The organism is Bradyrhizobium sp. BRP19 (assembly GCF_020194195.1).
Lineage (GTDB): Bacteria > Pseudomonadota > Alphaproteobacteria > Rhizobiales > Xanthobacteraceae > Bradyrhizobium > Bradyrhizobium yuanmingense.
The window spans coordinates 15,433-31,242 of sequence record NZ_JADYVZ010000001.1 but is presented as its reverse complement, the minus strand read 5'-3'; the positions used below and the strand labels follow the sequence as shown (position 1 = coordinate 31,242).

Sequence of the window (15,810 nt, the reverse complement as noted above, 5' to 3'; positions counted from 1 at the left end):
CGCCTCTAGCGCGTTTGTGATCGAAGGACGCGACTTGGTTCGAACCGAATGCATCACCGCCCAGACCAAGAAGGCGGGACCAACCAGATAGCTCAAAGCCTTGTCCGATACGCCCTATCCGATCGACCTCGACAGCATTCGCGGCGCGTTTCCGCCTGGCATCGAGGCGCCGCCGCTGCTGGTCGACTTTGCGGCCTGGCTGAAGGGGCGTCCCTGGGGCAGCGTCGGCTGCTTCTCGCTGCAGGGCCAATTCTCGGACTCCGCGCCGATCGTCGACGGCAGTTCCTTGCGCGACCGGTTCTCGCTATTCATGCGCCTGCCTGACGGCTCGGCCGTTGGCGGCTGGTATGGCGCGGGTCTTGATCGTGACAATCCACCGATCGTCGGGCTGGGATCCGAGGGTGACTACGAATTGCTGGCGCCGAGCCTCGATGCGCTGCTGACGAGGCTGACGTCGCAGCAATTCGACAGGGCCTGGAGCGATTTGAAGCCGCATGACGAAGTCGAGCCTCAGACCGTCGAGCTTGCGCAGTGGCTCGCTGGACAGCCCGTTGGCGACAAGGCGGCGTGTGACGACGGGCCCCCGGAGCTGCCTGATTTCCGCGGCTTCATGGAAAAATGGAGCCGGGACCGTGAGGACTATTGGGCTAACCATCGCATGATGGCCGAACTCGGCTGGCGGCTGGCCGCCCATCTGCCCAAGGGCAAGAATGCCTGGGATAAGACGCGTTTCGAGGTCGCGATCGTCGGCAAGCAATACCAAGCGCGCGTGCTGACGCGCGGGCCGCAGCCGTTCGAGGAAGCCGCTTCGATCGAATCCCTGCTGCGCGAGCTGCGCGAACAGATGTGGAAGGCTCAGCCTGAGCTCGGGTTATGGTATGCGATGAGGTTCGGCCTCTACGCCGACGGCCGCGTCATGCCGAGCTTCGAATACGATGCGCGCCCGACCATCGACGGCGAACCGGCATTGCTCTCCGAGGCGAAAGCCGATCTCGCCCGTGCACCAAGGCCGGAGCGCTGGGTGCCGAAATGGCTGGCGTGATTGTCTCCACACTGTCATTGCGAGCGTAGCGAAGCAATCCAGACTGTTCCCGCGGAGGGATTCTGGATTGCTTCGCTACGCTCGCAATGACGGAACGCGGTCAGAACCCCGCGACGCTGCCGTGCAGATCGTATGCGTCGGCGCGCTCGATCTTCGCCGTGACGATCTCGCCGACGCGCAGCGGGCGGCGGCTCGTCAGGTACACCGCGCCGTCGATCTCCGGCGCATCGGCTTTGGAGCGGCCCTTGGCGACGGTCGGGCCGACCTCGTCGATGATGACCTGCTGCCGCGTGCCGACCTTGCGCTTCAGCCGGCGCGCCGAGATCTTCTGCTGCCGGGCCATCAGCGCGTTGTAGCGCTCCTGCTTAACCTCTTCGGGCACCGGGTTTTCGATCGCGTTCGAGGTGGCGCCGGCGACCGGCTCGTATTTGAAGCAGCCGAGGCGATCGATCTCGGCTTCATCGAGCCAGTCGAGCAGATAGGCGAAGTCGGAATCGGTCTCGCCGGGGAAGCCGACGATGAAGGTCGAGCGCAAGGCGAGATCCGGACATTCCTCGCGCCAGCGCTTGATCCGCGCCAGCGTCTTGTCCTGCGCCGCCGGACGCTTCATCGCCTTCAGCACCTCGGGGCTCGCATGCTGGAACGGGATGTCGAGATAGGGCAGTACCTTGCCCTCGTTCATCAGTGCGATGACCTCGTCGACATGCGGGTAGGGATAGACATATTGCAGCCGGACCCAGGCCCCGAGCTCGCCGAGCTCGCGCGCGAGGTCGAGGAATTTGGCGCGGACCTGGCGGTCCTTCCACGGGCTCTCGGCATATTTGAGATCGACGCCGTAGGCTGAGGTGTCCTGCGAGATCACCAGGAGCTCTTTGACGCCGGCGCCGACGAGGCGCTCGGCCTCGCGCAGCACGTCATCGGCGGGGCGCGAGACGAGGTCGCCGCGCAGCTTCGGAATGATGCAGAAGGTGCAGCGGTTGTTGCAGCCTTCGGAGATCTTCAAGTACGCGTAGTGGCGCGGGGTCAGCTTGATGCCCTGCGGCGGCACCAGGTCGAGATGCGGATTGTGCGCCGGCGGCAGCGCGCGGTGCACGGCGTCCAGTACGCTCTCATATTGCTGCGGGCCGGTGATGGACAGCACGCCCGGATAGGCCTGCTCGATCGCTTCCGGTTCCGCGCCCATGCAGCCGGTCACGATCACCTTGCCGTTCTCGGCCATGGCCTCGCCGATCGCCGAGAGCGATTCCTGCTTGGCGCTGTCGAGGAAGCCACAGGTGTTGACGATGACGATGTCCGCCCCGTCATGCTTGCGGGCGAGCTCATAGCCCTCCGCGCGCAGCCGCGTGATGATGCGCTCGGAATCCACTAAGGCCTTGGGACACCCGAGTGACGTGAATGAAATGCGCGGCGCTCTGTCCATGTAATCGCCTGGAGCCTATCTGAATTGTCTGGATTTGCGATCCAAGTAATTGAACCGATGGCGAAATTCAACAACTAACGTATGCGGCGCGTGGCTAAAGCAGTACGCGCGCGTAGTTGGCGTGATCGGCCAGTCACCAGCGACGGTATTACTGACTGACGGTTCCTGGTCTGGAAGCTCATTCGGATCGAGCGAGTGGAGGATCCGAGGTGAATTGCTCGAACACGCCCGTTTTGGTTGTTATTCGGTTTCTTGCTTGATTTCACGGAGCTTAACCACTATGCGCCGCTTCATCTTCGGCTTGGCTTTCGTTACCGTTTCCTATGGCGCCATGTTTCCGGCCCGCGCTGAAGTCGACAAGATCATCCATGTCTGCGATCGGCAGGAACGATTGTGTCCGGAATTCAGGCCTCGCGTGAAGGCACCCGACGGGTGGACGAGGGATGAGGCCGCGAGTCTCAAATACGGCGCATCGATGTTCGTTCCCAAAGGGAAGACATTCGGTAAAGCAGAAGCAATCATCTATGCCGAAGGCCGCTATAACGAGGACCGCACCGAACTGGTTCAATGGATCGCAACGAGCGATAGCGATTGGGCGACGACATCCGGCAAGAATGCCAAGATCACTACGCTTCCCTCGGTCAACCCCAAGGTCGTCATCAACCGCTACGACAATCCATCCCTGAAGGACCAGCCGGTTGAAGTGATCGCGCATTACGCTGATCTCGACAAGGACGGCAATTCCTACGTCGTGCGGCTAGCGGTCTCCGGCCGCACTGAGGCGGCGGTGCTGGCCGCGGTGCCACTTCTCGACAAGATGATCGTTGGCGCGAAGATTCCGTGAGAGCATGAGTTCTGCTTCGCAGCTGAAGGCTGCGCGAGCGTTTTCTTGCGGGAGGGCGGCACGGAGAGTTTACATTCGTCGTGTCAGGGACACCCGAGCGACCCGAAGCTGACCTTGGGCGCAGCCGTCTGATCCATATCTAATCTGCCTGATTGACCGGCCTGAGCTAGTCCCAATTGCCCATAATTACAACCCTTTGCAGGGCGATCCGGCGTGCTATGGATGAATCAGCTGCCGTGAGTGAGCCATGAGCGCCGAACAGTCGCCCAAAATCGTGATCGTCGACGAAAGCCCGATCCGGGCCGCGATCCTGGAGGAGGGATTGCGCGAGGCCGGGTTTACCCAAGTCGTCCATATCAGCGAGATGCAGAGCCTGCTGGCCCGTATTTATGCGGCGGACCCCGACATCATCGTGATCGATCTCGAAAACCCCAGCCGCGACGTGCTGGAGGCGATGTTCCAGGTCAGCCGCGCGGTGAAGCGGCCGGTCGCCATGTTCGTCGACCAGAGCGATTCAGCCTCGATCCAGGCCTCGGTCGAGGCGGGGGTGTCGGCCTATATCGTCGACGGGCTGAAGAAGGAGCGCATCAAGCCGATCCTCGACCTTTGCGTGTCCCGTTTCAACGCCTTCGCCAAGCTCCAGGAGGAACTGGAGCGCACCAAGTCGCAGCTCGAGGACCGCAAGATCATCGAGCGCGCCAAGGGCATTCTGATGAAGGTGAAGGGCCTGACCGAGGACGAGGCCTATGTGCTGCTGCGCTCCACCGCGATGCGCGAGAAGAAGAAAATCGGCGAGATCGCGCAGTCGATCATCACCGCGTCGGAGATGCTGAAATGACCGTTCCCCTCCGCATCGGGTTCATTCCGCTGGTCGATGCCGCCGCGCTGATCGTCGCGGTCGACAAGGGCTTTGCCGCCGCCGAGGGGCTCGAGGTCGAGCTGGTGCGCGAGGTCTCCTGGTCCAACGTCCGCGACAAGCTCAATATCGGCCTGTTCGATGCCGCGCATCTGCTCGCGCCGGTGGCGATCGCGTCCTCGCTCGGGCTCGGTCACGTCAAGGTGCCGATCGCCGCGGCCTTCAATCTCGGCATCAACGGCAATGCTATCACGGTGTCGCCGGCGCTCCATGCCGCGCTGATGGAGGAGATCGACGGCGATCGCTTCGACCCGATGGCGACGGCGAAAGCGCTGGCGAAGGTGGTTGCCAAGCGCCGCAAGGCAGGGGCCGAGCCGCTCACCTTCGGCATGACCTTCCCGTTCTCCACCCACAATTATCAATTGCGGTTCTGGATGGCGGCGGCGGGCGTCGATCCCGACGAGGACGTGCGCCTCGTGGTGCTGCCGCCGCCCTATATGGTCGACAGTCTCAAGAACGGCCATGTCGATGCGTTCTGCGTCGGCGCGCCCTGGAACTCGGTCGCGGTCGATCTCGGCATCGGCCATATCCTGCATTTCGTCGCCGACATTCTGGTGCGTGCGGCGGAGAAGGTGCTGGCGGTCCGCCAGACCTTTGCCGACAAGAACCCGGACGTGGTCGCAGCCCTGGTGCGGGCAGCCGTGAAGGCCGCCGAGTTCATCGAGCATCCCGAGAACCGGACCGAGGCGGCGCAGATCCTGGCCCAACCCGAACGGATCGGCGTCGACGCCGAGGTCATCCAACGCACCCTGACGGGGCGCCTGAAGATCTCGCCCGATGGCACCTTCCGCGAAAGCGGCCGCTACCTGCTGGTCGGACGCGAAGGGGCAGGGCGTCCCGATTCGGTCCAGGCCGCCTGGCTCTATGCCCAAATGGTGCGCTGGGGCCAGACGGCGCTCACCCCTGACGGGGTCAAGACGGCGATGGCGGTGTTCAGGCCCGATCTCTACGACGCGGCGCTCGGCAACAGGGCGCCGCCTGAGGGTCCCGCAGCGTTCGGCGCCTTTGCCGGTCCGGCCTTCGACCCCAACGATATCCGCGGGCATCTCGAGGCCTTCGGGGTCGGGCGCTGGAAGGCCTGATTCGCGGTTGCTTCGCTTTTGAGCAACTAAGATCCTTGGCTAATGTTTGAGCTGGCTGCTCGTATTTCGGGAGAGTTCCCAAGCCGGCAGTTTCCGGGTGACGTCCTAATTATCTGAAACTTCATTGGTTTTTATTTCGACCAAGCTGGCACGCAACTTGAATGTTGCGCTGCGGCCAGCTTGTCATAGGTGCCTGCTGAGCCAAGTCCCGCAGCAACGAAGCTGATCGGACCGTGAGTAACGAAGCCGGCTCCTGAGCCAGCCTGACGTTCCTCGCGGGTCGCGCAATCCGTCGAAGCCACCGAAGGTGGCCGCAGGAGCTTCGTTACACACCATGAAAATCGATACGGTCTCAGTCGACTTTACCGACGAGCAGAAACGCTATCTCGAAGGCTTCACGACCGGCCTGCAGATCAGCCGCGTCGGCCGCGGCCTTGGTGGTGGCGGCAGCGGCAAGGCGAATGCCGAGCCTGTGGGTCCCGATGCCGTGCACATCAAGGCGCAGGACAAGGTGATCGCGTCGGGCAAGAAGCTCGCCGATCAGGAGAAGTTCAAGCGCGACGAGCACCCCTTCGACGCCTATCCGCGGCTGCGCCAGCAGGCCCTCGACAACACCCCGCCGAGCCCGGCGGATAATTTCCGCTGGCGCTATTACGGCATCTTCTACGTCGCGCCGACGCAGGACTCCTACATGTGCCGCCTGCGCATCCCGAACGGCATCATGAAGCATTGGCAGCTGTCGGGCCTTGCCGATCTCGCCGACGAGCTCTGCGGCCCCTACAGCCACGTGACGACGCGCGCCAATCTCCAGCTGCGCGAGATTCCGCCGAAGCACGCGATCAGAATGATCGAGGGCATCCAGGAGCTCGGCCTGTGCTCGCGCGGCTCCGGCGCCGATAACATCCGCAACGTGACGGGAACGCCGACCGCCGGCATCGATCCGCAGGAAATCATCGACACGCGGCCCTATGCCCGCGAGTGGCACTACCACATCCTCAACGACCGCTCGCTCTACGGTTTGCCGCGCAAGTTCAACGTCGCCTTCGACGGCGCCGGCCGGATCGCGGTGCTTGAAGAGACCAACGACATCGCCTTCACGGCCTATGAGGTAAAGGACGGTTTCGGCGTCGAGCCCGGCGTCTGGTTCCGGCTCGGCCTCGGCGGCATCACCGGTCACAAAGACTTTGCGAAATATTCCGGCATCATCGTCAAGCCGGAGCAGGCGACCGCCGTCGCCGACGCCATCGTGCGCGTGTTCATCGAGCATGGCGACCGCACCAACCGCAACAAGGCACGGCTTAAATACGTGCTCGACGCGATGGGCCATGACGGCTTCCTCAAGCTGGTCGAGGAGCGGTTGAAGACGCCGTTCACGCGCGTGCCGGAAGAGGCGTTCGCGCCGCGTCCCGCGGCGGATCGCATGGCACATATCGGCGTGCACAAGCAGAAGCAGGACGGCCTCAACTGGATTGGCGTATCGCTCACGCTCGGCAAGCTCACCTCCGATCAGATGCGGGGCCTCGCCAAGGTGGCGCAAGATCTCGGTGACGGCGAGATCCGGCTCACGGTCTGGCAGAACCTGTTGATCTCGGGCGTGCGCGACGCGAATGTCGAGCTCGCCATTGCCGCGATCAAGCAGATCGGGCTCGCGGTCGAGGCCTCGCACATCCGCGCCGGCCTGATCGCCTGCACCGGCAATGCCGGCTGCCGCTTCGCGGCGTCCAATACCAAGCGCAATGCCGCGGAGATCGGTGACTGGTGCGAGCCGCGCGTCGCGATGGACAAGCCGGTGAACATCCACCTGACCGGCTGCCATCATTCCTGCGCGCAGCACTACATCAGCGACATCGGACTGATCGGCGCGCGCGTGCCGATCAATGAGGAGGACACCGTCGAGGGCTATCACCTCTTCACTGGCGGCGGGTTCGGCCCCGACGCCGATGTCGGGCAGGAGGTCTATCACGACCTCAAGGCCGAGGACGCGCCGAAGACGGTCGAGGCGCTGCTCAAGGCCTATCTCGCCCACCGCGCCTCGCCCGACGAAACCTTCCTCTCCTTCGCGCGCCGCCATGACGGCGAAACGCTGCGCAAGCTTGCCGATGCACAGGTGTCCGCATGAACCAGATCACGCCTCCGCCGAAACTCGATATCATCCCCGCCAGCGCCCCGTTCTCGGATGCGCAGCGCTCCTGGCTGAACGGCTTCTTTGCCGGGCTTTTGTCGCCTGACGTCGCAACGCCGCTGTCGGCAGAGCAGGGCGCCGCCGTCATGCAGGCCGGTGACGGCGACGACGGCGAAGCGCCGTGGCACGACCAGACCATGCCGATCGCCGAGCGGATGAAGCTTGCCGAAGGCCGTCCCTTGCGCCGCAAGATGATGGCGGCGATGGCACAGCAGGATTGCGGCCAGTGCGGCTACAATTGCCACGATTATTCGGAAGCAATCGCGAGCCGTAGCGAAGCGCGGCTCAATCTGTGCGTCCCCGGCGGCAAGGAAACCGCGCGGATGCTGAAATCGCTGTACGAGGAGCTGGACAAGGCGCCCGCGGCCAAGACCACCGACAAGAGCACCGACAAGGCCGGCGCTCCGGCGCCGGCTGTGACCGTGACGATCGCAGAGCCCGGCCGCTCGCGGGACAATCCGATCCAGGCGACCTTCCTGTCGCGCCGTCTTCTCAACAAGGGCAAGTCGGAGAAGGAGACCTATCACATCGAGTTCGATCTCTCCGAGGGCAAGCTCGACTATGTGGTTGGTGACAGTTTTGGCGTCTTCCCGCGGAACGACGTCGGCCTCGTCGACCAGGTCATCGCGCTGCTCGGCGCCTCCCACACGACCAAAGTCAACGGCAAGACGCTGCGCGAGGTGCTGATCGACGACGTCTCGCTGTCGCCGGCGCCCGACACGCTGTTCGAGCTGATCTCCTTCATCACCGGCGGCGCGCAGCGCGAGAAGGCGCGGGCGCTGGCGCAGGGAGAGGATCCCGATGGGGATGCCGCGACGCTCGACGTGATGGCGGCACTGCAGAAGTTTTCCGGCACGCGGCCGCATCCCGAGGCCTTCGTCGAGGCGCTGGAGCCGCTGCAGCCGCGGCTCTACTCGATCTCGTCCTCGCACAATGCGACGCCGGGAAAGCTGTCACTGACGGTGGACTCGGTGCGCTACGTCATCGGCAAGCGCAGGCGGCTCGGCGTCGCCTCGACCTTTCTCGGCGAGCGGATCAACGAAGGCGAGAAGCTCAAGGTCTATGTGCAGAAGGCGCACAATTTCGGCCTGCCGCAGGACCCGAAGACGCCGATCATCATGGTCGGTCCCGGCACCGGCATCGCGCCGTTCCGCGCCTTCCTGTTCGACCGCAAGGCGACCGGCGCGCCCGGCAAGAACTGGCTGTTCTTCGGCCATCAGCGCAGCGATTGCGACTTCTTCTATCAGGACGAGCTCAACGCCATGAAGACCTCAGGGCTTCTGACGCGTCTGTCGCTGGCCTGGTCGCGCGACGGCGAGAAGAAGTTTTACGTGCAGGACCGCATGCGCGAGGTTGGCCGCGAATTGTGGACCTGGCTCGCCGAGGGCGCGCATCTCTACATCTGCGGCGATGCCAAGCGCATGGCCAAGGACGTCGAGCGCGCGCTGGTCGACATCGTCGCGCAGTTCGGGGCACGTTCGACCGATGAAGCCGTCAGCTTCGTCGCCGAGCTCAAGAAGACCGGCCGCTTCCAGGCTGACGTGTACTAGTCGGACGACTCCTCTCGGGGTTGGGCGTCATCCGATTGTCATCCGTCCCGGTTCCAACTGGCTTGGATTCTAACGAATAAGATTCTCGGAACCTGCTGGTGAAGAGAATTTGCATCTGCGATGGGGGGCCTCCAGAGAACCCTCATCGCTATTTCCGCCACCGTCTTGCCTCCCGCTCTGGTTGATCCTTCATACTCCCGCAAATGGGGCGTTGGAGATCGACCATGCGCGGACTATCGGCGGAAGCCAGGCTGCACTTCTACGCGCGCTCGCTCTCGCGCCGGACCGGGGCGAGCATGCACCACGTTGCGATGTACAGCGCGTTTGCGGTGATCGCGGCGATCGTGTTCGGGACCCTCTCGGTGCATCCGTTTTGATGTGTCTGCGTAGGGTGGGTTAGCCGAAGGCGTAACCCACCACTTGTATGGCTGCAGCAGAAGAGGTGGCTTACGCTTCGCTAATCCACCCTACGACACCGAACCCTGCTCACGCCCCGCGCATGAACGGCGCCACATCGATCCCCGCAGCTTTCAACGCCTGCCGCACGCCGCGCGCGATCTCGACCGCGCCGGGCGTGTCGCCATGGATGCACACTGTATCCGTGCGCATCTTGATGACCTTGCCTGTGACCGACACCACCGCGCCGTCCTGCACCATGCGCACGACGCGGTCGGCGATCGCCTTGGCATCGTGCAGCACCGCGCCGGGCTTCTTGCGTGAGACGAGGTTGCCGTCATCCTCATAGGCGCGGTCGGCGAACACCTCGTGCACCATCGGCAGGTTGGCGTCTTCGCCGGCCTTCACCAGCTTCGAATTGGCGAGCACGACGAAGATCAGGCTGGGATCCACCGCCTTGATGCCGGCGGCGATCGCCTTCGCCGTCATGTCGTCCTCGCAGGCGACGTTGGAGAGCGCGCCGTGCGCCTTCACATGGGTGACTTTGTAGCCGGCCGCGGTCGCGATCGCCTGCAACGCGCCGATCTGATAGGCGACGAGGTTCTCGATCTCGGAGGCCTTGAGCCCTGCGATCGGATGCCGGCCGAAGCCGTGCAGGTCGCGATAGCCGGGATGCGCGCCGACCGAGACGCCGCGCGCCTTCGCAAGCTCCACCGTCCGGCGCATGATGTCGGGGTCGCCGGCATGGAAGCCGCAGGCGACGTTGACCGAGCTTGCCAGCTCGATCATCGCGGCGTCGTTGCCCATCTCCCACGCGCCAAAACCTTCGCCGAGGTCGCAATTCAGATCGACTGTCTTCATGGGTTGCTCTCCGCCTCTGGTCTTGTTGTCGCTTACGGCTCCGCCGTGACCTGCCACGTCCCGGCATCGACCGCGCTGACCGCATAGCCCGCCACGTTAGCATCGCTGAGCGCCTCGATGTTGAGGGCGACGATGTCGGAGGAGCGCAGGCGATCGGGCAGGCTGCGGATCGCTTGCGCGAACTTGCGCGCCTCGTCCTGCGCTTCGGCCATGCTGACCGCCTTGAAGCGGAACGCGGTTCCTGCCGAGGTCTGGGCGAGGCGGCCGATGTCGGCCGTGATCACGGTTGCGATCTTCGGATAGCCGCCGGAGGTGCCGCGATCCATCATCAGCGCGATCGGCGCGCCGTTGCCGGGCACCTGGATGCTGCCGTTGACCGTGCCGTCGGAGACGATGTTGTGGCCGTGCAGATGCTTGATCGCGGGGCCCTCGAGGCGGTAGCCCATGCGGTCGGAGGTCGCCGAGATCTTCCATTCGCTGTCCAAGAACAGCGCCTTGTTGGCGTCGTCGAACTCGTCGTCCTGAGGACCCAGCAGCACGCGGATCGGGCCGCTCGCCGGCTTCGGCAGCTCGATGCGCAGCTCCGGTGCGCCGCTGGCGGCATCGACCGTGAACTCGTCGCCGGCCTGGAGCGGGCGCGGATAGGGGCTGCCGAGGCCGGCGCGGGCGTTCACCGCGAGGCTGCCGAAGACCTTCTCGCCCTTGATGGCGCCTTCGATCGCGAGATAGGTGAAGGCGCCGCCGCGGGCAAAGCCGAGCGTCAGCGTCTCGCCATCCTTGAGCGTCACCGAGGTGTCCATCGCGACCGGGCTGCCGGCGATGTCCGCATTGCGCGGCGCGCCCGATATCGCCACGCGCACGGCGCCGTCGCGGGCGGTGAAGGAGGCACCGAACGGGCCGATCTCGATGGCGGCCGCGAACGGCTCGTTGCCGACCAGCGTGTTCGCCGCCGCAAGCGACAGCCGGTCCATCGCTCCGCTCACGGTCAAGCCGTAGCGCTGCGCGCCGTGGCGGCCGCCGTCCTGGACCGAGCTGGCAGGGCCGATGCTGGCAACGACGAGCCGGCTCATGCGTCCACCTGCTCAGCGACGATCTCGCCGGCTTCCGCAGCGCGGTCCATGTCCTCGAATGTCTTGTGGTCGATCGGGTAGAACGTGACGCGGTCACCGGGCTCGGTGAGGAAGGTCGGATTGCGGTGGAGCTGATAGGTTCGCACCGGGGTGCGGCCGAGCAGGTGCCAGCCGCTCGGGGCGGCCAAGCACTGGATGCCGGCCTGGACGCCGCCGATCGAGATCGTGCCTGATGGCGTCAGCAGCCGTGGCGATTGCCGCCGCGACATGTGCAGGAATTTGTCGAGACCGCTGAGATAGGACCAGCCCGGCGTGAAGCCGATCATGGCGACTTTATAGTCGCCGCGCGAATGCCTGACGACGATGTCATCCGGCGTGGTGCCCAACGTCTTGGCGACGTCCTCGAGGTCGATGCCGTGCTCGCCACCATAGGCGACGGGAACGCGCCAGCGGCGCGCTTTGGTGACCGGCGGCAGCGGCCGGGTGGCGATCGGGAGGATCTTTTCGCCGAGCGCCTCAAAGCCGATCTCGCCGGGATCGTAATGGACCAGCAGCGAGCGATAGGTCGGCACGGTCTCGGTGATGCCGTCGATGGGCGCAGCTAGCAGCGCCTTGTCGAGCGCCAACACGCGCTGGTTGGCATCGTCGTCGATGGTGCGGCTGAACTCGACCGTGACGGCACTGTCGCCGCTGGGCAGAAGGCGGGGCGGGGGAAGCGTCGCGGCCATTGAGCTGTCAGAGCGCTGTCGTAATCGGGCTTCTCGGGAATGCGGGCTCGACCTTGAGTTCCGCTTGTCCCTGCTTCGCGTAAATGTGCCCGCAAGTCCAATAAATTAATGCAAGGGGAAGCGATAAAGCCTTGTTATCGCATCGCATAACGGCGCTGCGGCCCTGCGTAATTGCTAGCCTCTTGGCCCTTGACGCAAAGCTCGCGGCTCGCAAGATGCGCGCGTTCTGTCCCGCACCTTGGAGCTCGTTCTCGTCCATGTCGCTGTCCCCCGAAGCCCGCAAGACCCTCGCCGGCATCACCACCGCCACCATCACCACGGTCCTGCTGAAGAAGGGCCTGCGCAATGTGTGGATGCGCGGCGCGCGTCCGTTGCGGCCGGGCCTGCCGCGGCTGGTGGGACCGGCCTTCACGCTGCGCTTCGTGCCGGCGCGCGAGGATCTGGCGACGCCGGAATCCTGGTCGTCGCCGATCTCGACCCGCACCGCGATCGAGGCGATGCCGGAGGGCTGCATCGCCGTGGTCGATGCCATGGGCATCACCGATGCCGGCATCTTCGGCGACATCCTTTGCGCGCGCATGGTCAAGCGCGGCGTCACCGCGCTTGTCACCGACGGCGTGGTGCGTGACGTCGAGGGCGTGCTTGGCACCAATTTGCCGGTTTGGTGCGACGGCTATGCCGCGCCGCCGTCGGTTGCAGGCCTCACTTTCGTCGGCTGGGGCGAACCGATCGGCTGCGGCGGCGTTGCCGTCTTCCCGAACGACATCGTGGTCGCCGACCAGGACGGCTGCGTGCTGATCCCGCAGGCGATGCTCGATCATGTCCTCAATGAGGGCGTCGAGCAGGAGCGGATGGAAGCCTGGATCGTCAACGAGGTGAACAACGGCGCGGTGCTGCCGGGCCTCTATCCCATGAACGCCGAAACCAAGGCGCGCTACGCCGCCAGCAAGAAGTAACGGACAAAGGAACGAGGACCCTCATGGACATCACGCTCGCCGGCACGCGGCCGACCCGCCGCGCGCCGAAGGAACACTTCACCGGCACCGTGTGGCAGGACCCCATCAACATGGCGCCGGCGCCTGCACGGCTGAACGTCTCGCGCGTCGCATTCGAGCCGGGCGCGCGCACCAACTGGCACCACCATCCGCTCGGGCAGACGCTCTACGTGATCTCGGGCGTCGGCCGCGTTCAGACCAAGGGCGGCCCGGTCCAGGAAATCCGTCCCGGCGACACCGTCTGGATTCCGCCGGGTGAAGTGCACTGGCACGGCGCATCGCCGACCAACGGCATGTGCCACATCGCCATGCAGGAAGCGCTCGACGGCGTCTACTCGACCTGGCTGGAGCCGGTCACCGACGCGGAGTATGGCGCGGCGGTGGGCTGACTCTCGTGTCCCGGACAAGACGCATCGCCCAAGGCGATGCGTCGCCGATCCGGGACCCAGATCTTCGACCCACTGAGAGCACTGGTTCCCGGCTCTGCGCGGCAACGCTTCGCGCTGCCGCTTGTCCGGGACACGGCACCTAAATCTTCTCCGCGGTCCACGTGCCCGTGCACATGGCGCCGCGCCAGGTGCCGGAGCCGGACGCGCCGCTGAGCCGGCCGAAGCCGACGGCACGCTTGATGCCGGTGCTCAGGGTGACCTTGATGTTGCCGGCATCGGCGACACGGCCCGACGCCGTCACCGCGGTGCTGCTCGATGCGATCTGACCATTATTGATGCCGATGGAGACAGTCGCGCCGTTGCCGCAGGCCTGGCTTGATGACGCGATGCGGACGTTCCACGCGCCATCGAACGTGCTTGTCGCAGCGTCGGCCTGCGCGAGCGGGACAGCGATGACGACGGCGGTGGCGAATAGAGCCTTGCGAAACACGTTCATGACACGCCCCTGTGGTTGACCATGCGGGGGACCGTGACACGCGTGCGGAACCGGCGATGTGAGGGCTGTCACGTGCGCAGGGGGCTGTGTGAGCCTGCGCACGCCGGCACGGCAGGGCGCAAAAGCAAAGGGATCCGCATCGCGGGCCCCTTGTCTGCGTAAGAACGATCAGGCGGATCTCAGTTCACCCGCGTCCAGGTCTGGCCGCCGCAGAACATGCCGCCGAAGGCGCAGCCCTGCACGCGCAGCCGGTCGGTGCCCTTCATGGCGATGGTCGAATCGTAGGTCGAGCCCGAGTTGGGATCGAGGATGCGGCCCGACCATTTCTGGTCCTTGCCCGCCTTCATGTTAATCAGCACCTGCTCGCCGTTCTGGTTCGACTTGCTGTCGACCGAATAGCCGCAGAGGTTGGTGCCGCATTGCTCGATGCGGACCTTGCCTTCCTTCTCCTCGGTGAGCCAGACGCCGACCGGCGAATTGAGGTCGCGCGTCGGCGCAGTTGCAGGTGCAGGCGGCACTGCGGCCGCCTGAACGCGAGCGGGAGCAGGCGCAGGTGGCGGAGGCGGGGCTGGCGGAGCCGCAGCCACGGCCGGGGCGGGCGGCGGGGCCACGGCGGGCGCGGCTTGCTGCTCGACCGGCGCAGGAGCCGGAGGTGGTGCAGGTGGCGGCGCAACCGCCGTTTGGGCCGGCATATTGGTCGCGGTCGTTGCCGCCGGGGGAGCCGGCGGGGGAGGCGCAGGCGGCGGCGCGACGGCGGCAGCCGCAGGTGCCTGCACGGCTGCGGGCGGCGCAGCAGGAGCGGGAGCTGGGGCCGGAGCAGCCGGCGCCTGCGGGTCGACCGTGGCCTGCTGCGGCGCCGTCTCGTTCTTCTTGGCCTTCTTGGGCTTATTCTGGCCTGTGTTGTCGTAGACGCCGGGGATCTGCACCGTGCCGCGGTCCGGATCGATGCGGATGGTGCGCCCGCCATATTCAAACGTGTACTGCGCCTGCGCGGCAGTGCTCGCCAAAAGGAATGCGGCCGTGGCCAACAGCTTCCTCATTTCCGTCTCCTGAACAGGTGGTCCCCGCACCGACGCTTACGCGCCGGCTCGCTTGCAAAAAGTGATCTAGATCACTGTCGTTGCTGTGAGTCGTCTCCCGGCGGTTCCGGGTTCAATAGGCCCGGAGCCGGTCCAAAGTTTGGCGAGGCAAAGCGACGGAAGGACACGGCCTTATCGAACCAGGCCGGGTAGATCTTCTTGCAGGCGCCGTCTTCCATGGCAATGTGCAGCCACTGGTCGACCGAAAAGCGGACAACTCGGAAGGCAGAAATCGAAGGGAATCCTTGAAGTGACGATCTCGATCTACGAGGCCTCGGTCGGCCTGTTCGTGCCCTATTTGCGTAACCTGTCGGCGCTGCTCGACAAGGGCGTCGCGTATGCCGAGGCCCGGAAGTTTGATCCGGCGATTTTGCTCGGCATGCGCCTTGCGCCGAACATGTATGACCTCGCCCAGCAGGTCGGCGAGGCCTGCCGCCATGCCACGGTCGCGCCGGCCCTGCTGGCGCAGTGCGAGCCGGTGACGCTGCCGGCGCTGGAGCATGACATGGCCGGGCTGCAGGCGCGCATCGCAACGTCGATCGAGTTCATCGAGAGCCTGCCGCGCGCGGAGATCGATGTGGCGGCGGATCGGAATGTCTTCTTCAGATTGAAGAACGGCACCGAGCTGCCCTTCACCGGGCGGACGCTGCTGCTGACGTTCAGCGTCCCGCAATTCTTCTTTCACGTCACCACGGCCTACGACCTGCTCCGGCACGCCGGCGTCGAGCTGGTGAAGAAGGATTATCTCGGCAGGAAGTGA

General features: G+C 65.0%; 16 protein-coding genes. 10 read left to right on the top strand and 6 right to left on the bottom strand.

Going from position 1 to position 15,810, the window contains the following annotated elements; all coding sequences use genetic code 11:
- Window positions 1-100: 100 nt before the first annotated feature.
- Window positions 101-1,042, top strand: coding sequence for a hypothetical protein (locus I6F36_RS00155; protein WP_057029232.1), 942 nt, complete (start codon window positions 101-103; stop codon window positions 1,040-1,042).
- A gap of 100 nt (window positions 1,043-1,142) precedes the next feature.
- Here I6F36_RS00155 and rimO read toward each other — a convergent pair whose 3' ends face one another.
- Window positions 1,143-2,462 carry a 30S ribosomal protein S12 methylthiotransferase RimO gene (rimO, locus tag I6F36_RS00150; protein WP_225170850.1) on the bottom strand — a complete coding sequence of 440 codons (1,320 nt, stop codon included), beginning with the start codon at window positions 2,460-2,462 and terminating at the stop codon, window positions 1,143-1,145.
- 280 nt (window positions 2,463-2,742) lie between these two features.
- Here rimO and I6F36_RS00145 point away from each other — a divergent pair, with 280 nt between their 5' ends.
- The 6 genes from I6F36_RS00145 (at window position 2,743) to I6F36_RS00120 (ending at window position 9,413) form a co-directional block, all read left to right on the top strand.
- The gene (locus I6F36_RS00145) at window positions 2,743-3,306 is read left to right on the top strand and encodes a hypothetical protein (RefSeq protein ID WP_036028100.1); all 564 of its coding nucleotides are present in this window, start codon (window positions 2,743-2,745) and stop codon (window positions 3,304-3,306) included.
- Window positions 3,307-3,553: 247 nt separating this feature from the next.
- On the top strand, window positions 3,554-4,144 hold the full coding sequence (locus I6F36_RS00140) for an ANTAR domain-containing response regulator (RefSeq protein WP_036012463.1): 591 nt from the start codon (window positions 3,554-3,556) through the stop codon (window positions 4,142-4,144).
- Window positions 4,141-5,304, top strand: a complete 1,164-nt coding sequence (locus I6F36_RS00135) for a CmpA/NrtA family ABC transporter substrate-binding protein (RefSeq protein WP_225131410.1) — start codon at window positions 4,141-4,143, stop codon at window positions 5,302-5,304. Before I6F36_RS00140 ends, I6F36_RS00135 begins: the two co-directional genes overlap by 4 nt.
- Before the next feature lie 334 nt (window positions 5,305-5,638).
- Complete coding sequence (locus tag I6F36_RS00130; protein WP_074447961.1) at window positions 5,639-7,423, top strand: NirA family protein; 1,785 nt, start codon at window positions 5,639-5,641, stop codon at window positions 7,421-7,423.
- A complete protein-coding gene (locus tag I6F36_RS00125; protein ID WP_225143710.1) occupies window positions 7,420-9,036 on the top strand; it encodes a sulfite reductase subunit alpha in 1,617 nt (538 codons plus the stop codon). Before I6F36_RS00130 ends, I6F36_RS00125 begins: the two co-directional genes overlap by 4 nt.
- Window positions 9,037-9,260: 224 nt before the next feature.
- Window positions 9,261-9,413: a hypothetical protein gene (locus I6F36_RS00120; protein ID WP_036012446.1), complete on the top strand. Its 153-nt coding sequence runs from the start codon at window positions 9,261-9,263 to the stop codon at window positions 9,411-9,413.
- 109 nt (window positions 9,414-9,522) lie between these two features.
- Here I6F36_RS00120 and I6F36_RS00115 read toward each other — a convergent pair whose 3' ends face one another.
- Genes I6F36_RS00115 through pxpB form a run of 3 tightly spaced genes read right to left on the bottom strand, consistent with a single transcriptional unit; the run spans window position 9,523 to window position 12,091 of the window.
- Window positions 9,523-10,293, bottom strand: coding sequence for a LamB/YcsF family protein (locus I6F36_RS00115; protein WP_225170849.1), 771 nt, complete (start codon window positions 10,291-10,293; stop codon window positions 9,523-9,525).
- Window positions 10,294-10,325: 32 nt separating this feature from the next.
- The gene (locus I6F36_RS00110) at window positions 10,326-11,363 is read right to left on the bottom strand and encodes a biotin-dependent carboxyltransferase family protein (protein ID WP_225170848.1); all 1,038 of its coding nucleotides are present in this window, start codon (window positions 11,361-11,363) and stop codon (window positions 10,326-10,328) included.
- Entirely contained in the window at window positions 11,360-12,091 is a 732-nt protein-coding gene (gene pxpB / locus I6F36_RS00105) for a 5-oxoprolinase subunit PxpB (RefSeq protein ID WP_225131385.1), read from the bottom strand. The genes I6F36_RS00110 and pxpB overlap by 4 nt, the downstream gene beginning before the upstream one ends.
- Before the next feature lie 257 nt (window positions 12,092-12,348).
- Between pxpB and I6F36_RS00100 the strand changes: the two genes are divergently transcribed.
- Both I6F36_RS00100 and I6F36_RS00095 read left to right on the top strand, forming a co-directional pair.
- A complete protein-coding gene (locus I6F36_RS00100; RefSeq protein ID WP_036012452.1) occupies window positions 12,349-13,047 on the top strand; it encodes a ribonuclease activity regulator RraA in 699 nt (232 codons plus the stop codon).
- Between the two features lie 23 nt (window positions 13,048-13,070).
- Window positions 13,071-13,475: a cupin domain-containing protein gene (locus I6F36_RS00095; RefSeq protein ID WP_036012436.1), complete on the top strand. Its 405-nt coding sequence runs from the start codon at window positions 13,071-13,073 to the stop codon at window positions 13,473-13,475.
- A gap of 139 nt (window positions 13,476-13,614) precedes the next feature.
- On the opposite strand, the gene I6F36_RS00090 is transcribed toward I6F36_RS00095, so the two are convergent.
- Together I6F36_RS00090 and I6F36_RS00085 are read right to left on the bottom strand one after the other, a co-directional pair.
- A complete protein-coding gene (locus I6F36_RS00090) occupies window positions 13,615-13,971 on the bottom strand; it encodes a hypothetical protein (RefSeq protein ID WP_225170847.1) in 357 nt (118 codons plus the stop codon).
- A 179-nt stretch (window positions 13,972-14,150) separates the two neighbouring features.
- Complete coding sequence (locus tag I6F36_RS00085; RefSeq protein ID WP_225170846.1) at window positions 14,151-15,011, bottom strand: DUF2147 domain-containing protein; 861 nt, start codon at window positions 15,009-15,011, stop codon at window positions 14,151-14,153.
- 301 nt (window positions 15,012-15,312) lie between these two features.
- On the opposite strand from I6F36_RS00085, the gene I6F36_RS00080 reads away from it, so the two are divergent.
- Entirely contained in the window at window positions 15,313-15,810 is a 498-nt protein-coding gene (locus I6F36_RS00080; protein ID WP_225143752.1) for a DUF1993 domain-containing protein, read from the top strand.

Excerpts from the sequence above, each read along its gene's own strand:
- rimO (WP_225170850.1), bottom strand. The coding sequence starts at position 2,462 with ATGGACAGAGCGCCGCGCATTTCATTCACGTCACTCGGGTGTCCCAAG.
- I6F36_RS00145 (WP_036028100.1), top strand. The coding sequence starts at position 2,743 with ATGCGCCGCTTCATCTTCGGCTTGGCTTTCGTTACCGTTTCCTATGGC.
- I6F36_RS00140 (WP_036012463.1), top strand. The coding sequence starts at position 3,554 with ATGAGCGCCGAACAGTCGCCCAAAATCGTGATCGTCGACGAAAGCCCG.
- I6F36_RS00135 (WP_225131410.1), top strand. The coding sequence starts at position 4,141 with ATGACCGTTCCCCTCCGCATCGGGTTCATTCCGCTGGTCGATGCCGCC.
- I6F36_RS00130 (WP_074447961.1), top strand. The coding sequence starts at position 5,639 with ATGAAAATCGATACGGTCTCAGTCGACTTTACCGACGAGCAGAAACGC.
- I6F36_RS00125 (WP_225143710.1), top strand. The coding sequence starts at position 7,420 with ATGAACCAGATCACGCCTCCGCCGAAACTCGATATCATCCCCGCCAGC.
- I6F36_RS00120 (WP_036012446.1), top strand. The coding sequence starts at position 9,261 with ATGCGCGGACTATCGGCGGAAGCCAGGCTGCACTTCTACGCGCGCTCG.
- I6F36_RS00115 (WP_225170849.1), bottom strand. The coding sequence starts at position 10,293 with ATGAAGACAGTCGATCTGAATTGCGACCTCGGCGAAGGTTTTGGCGCG.
- I6F36_RS00110 (WP_225170848.1), bottom strand. The coding sequence starts at position 11,363 with ATGAGCCGGCTCGTCGTTGCCAGCATCGGCCCTGCCAGCTCGGTCCAG.
- pxpB (WP_225131385.1), bottom strand. The coding sequence starts at position 12,091 with ATGGCCGCGACGCTTCCCCCGCCCCGCCTTCTGCCCAGCGGCGACAGT.
- I6F36_RS00100 (WP_036012452.1), top strand. The coding sequence starts at position 12,349 with ATGTCGCTGTCCCCCGAAGCCCGCAAGACCCTCGCCGGCATCACCACC.
- I6F36_RS00095 (WP_036012436.1), top strand. The coding sequence starts at position 13,071 with ATGGACATCACGCTCGCCGGCACGCGGCCGACCCGCCGCGCGCCGAAG.
- I6F36_RS00090 (WP_225170847.1), bottom strand. The coding sequence starts at position 13,971 with ATGAACGTGTTTCGCAAGGCTCTATTCGCCACCGCCGTCGTCATCGCT.
- I6F36_RS00085 (WP_225170846.1), bottom strand. The coding sequence starts at position 15,011 with ATGAGGAAGCTGTTGGCCACGGCCGCATTCCTTTTGGCGAGCACTGCC.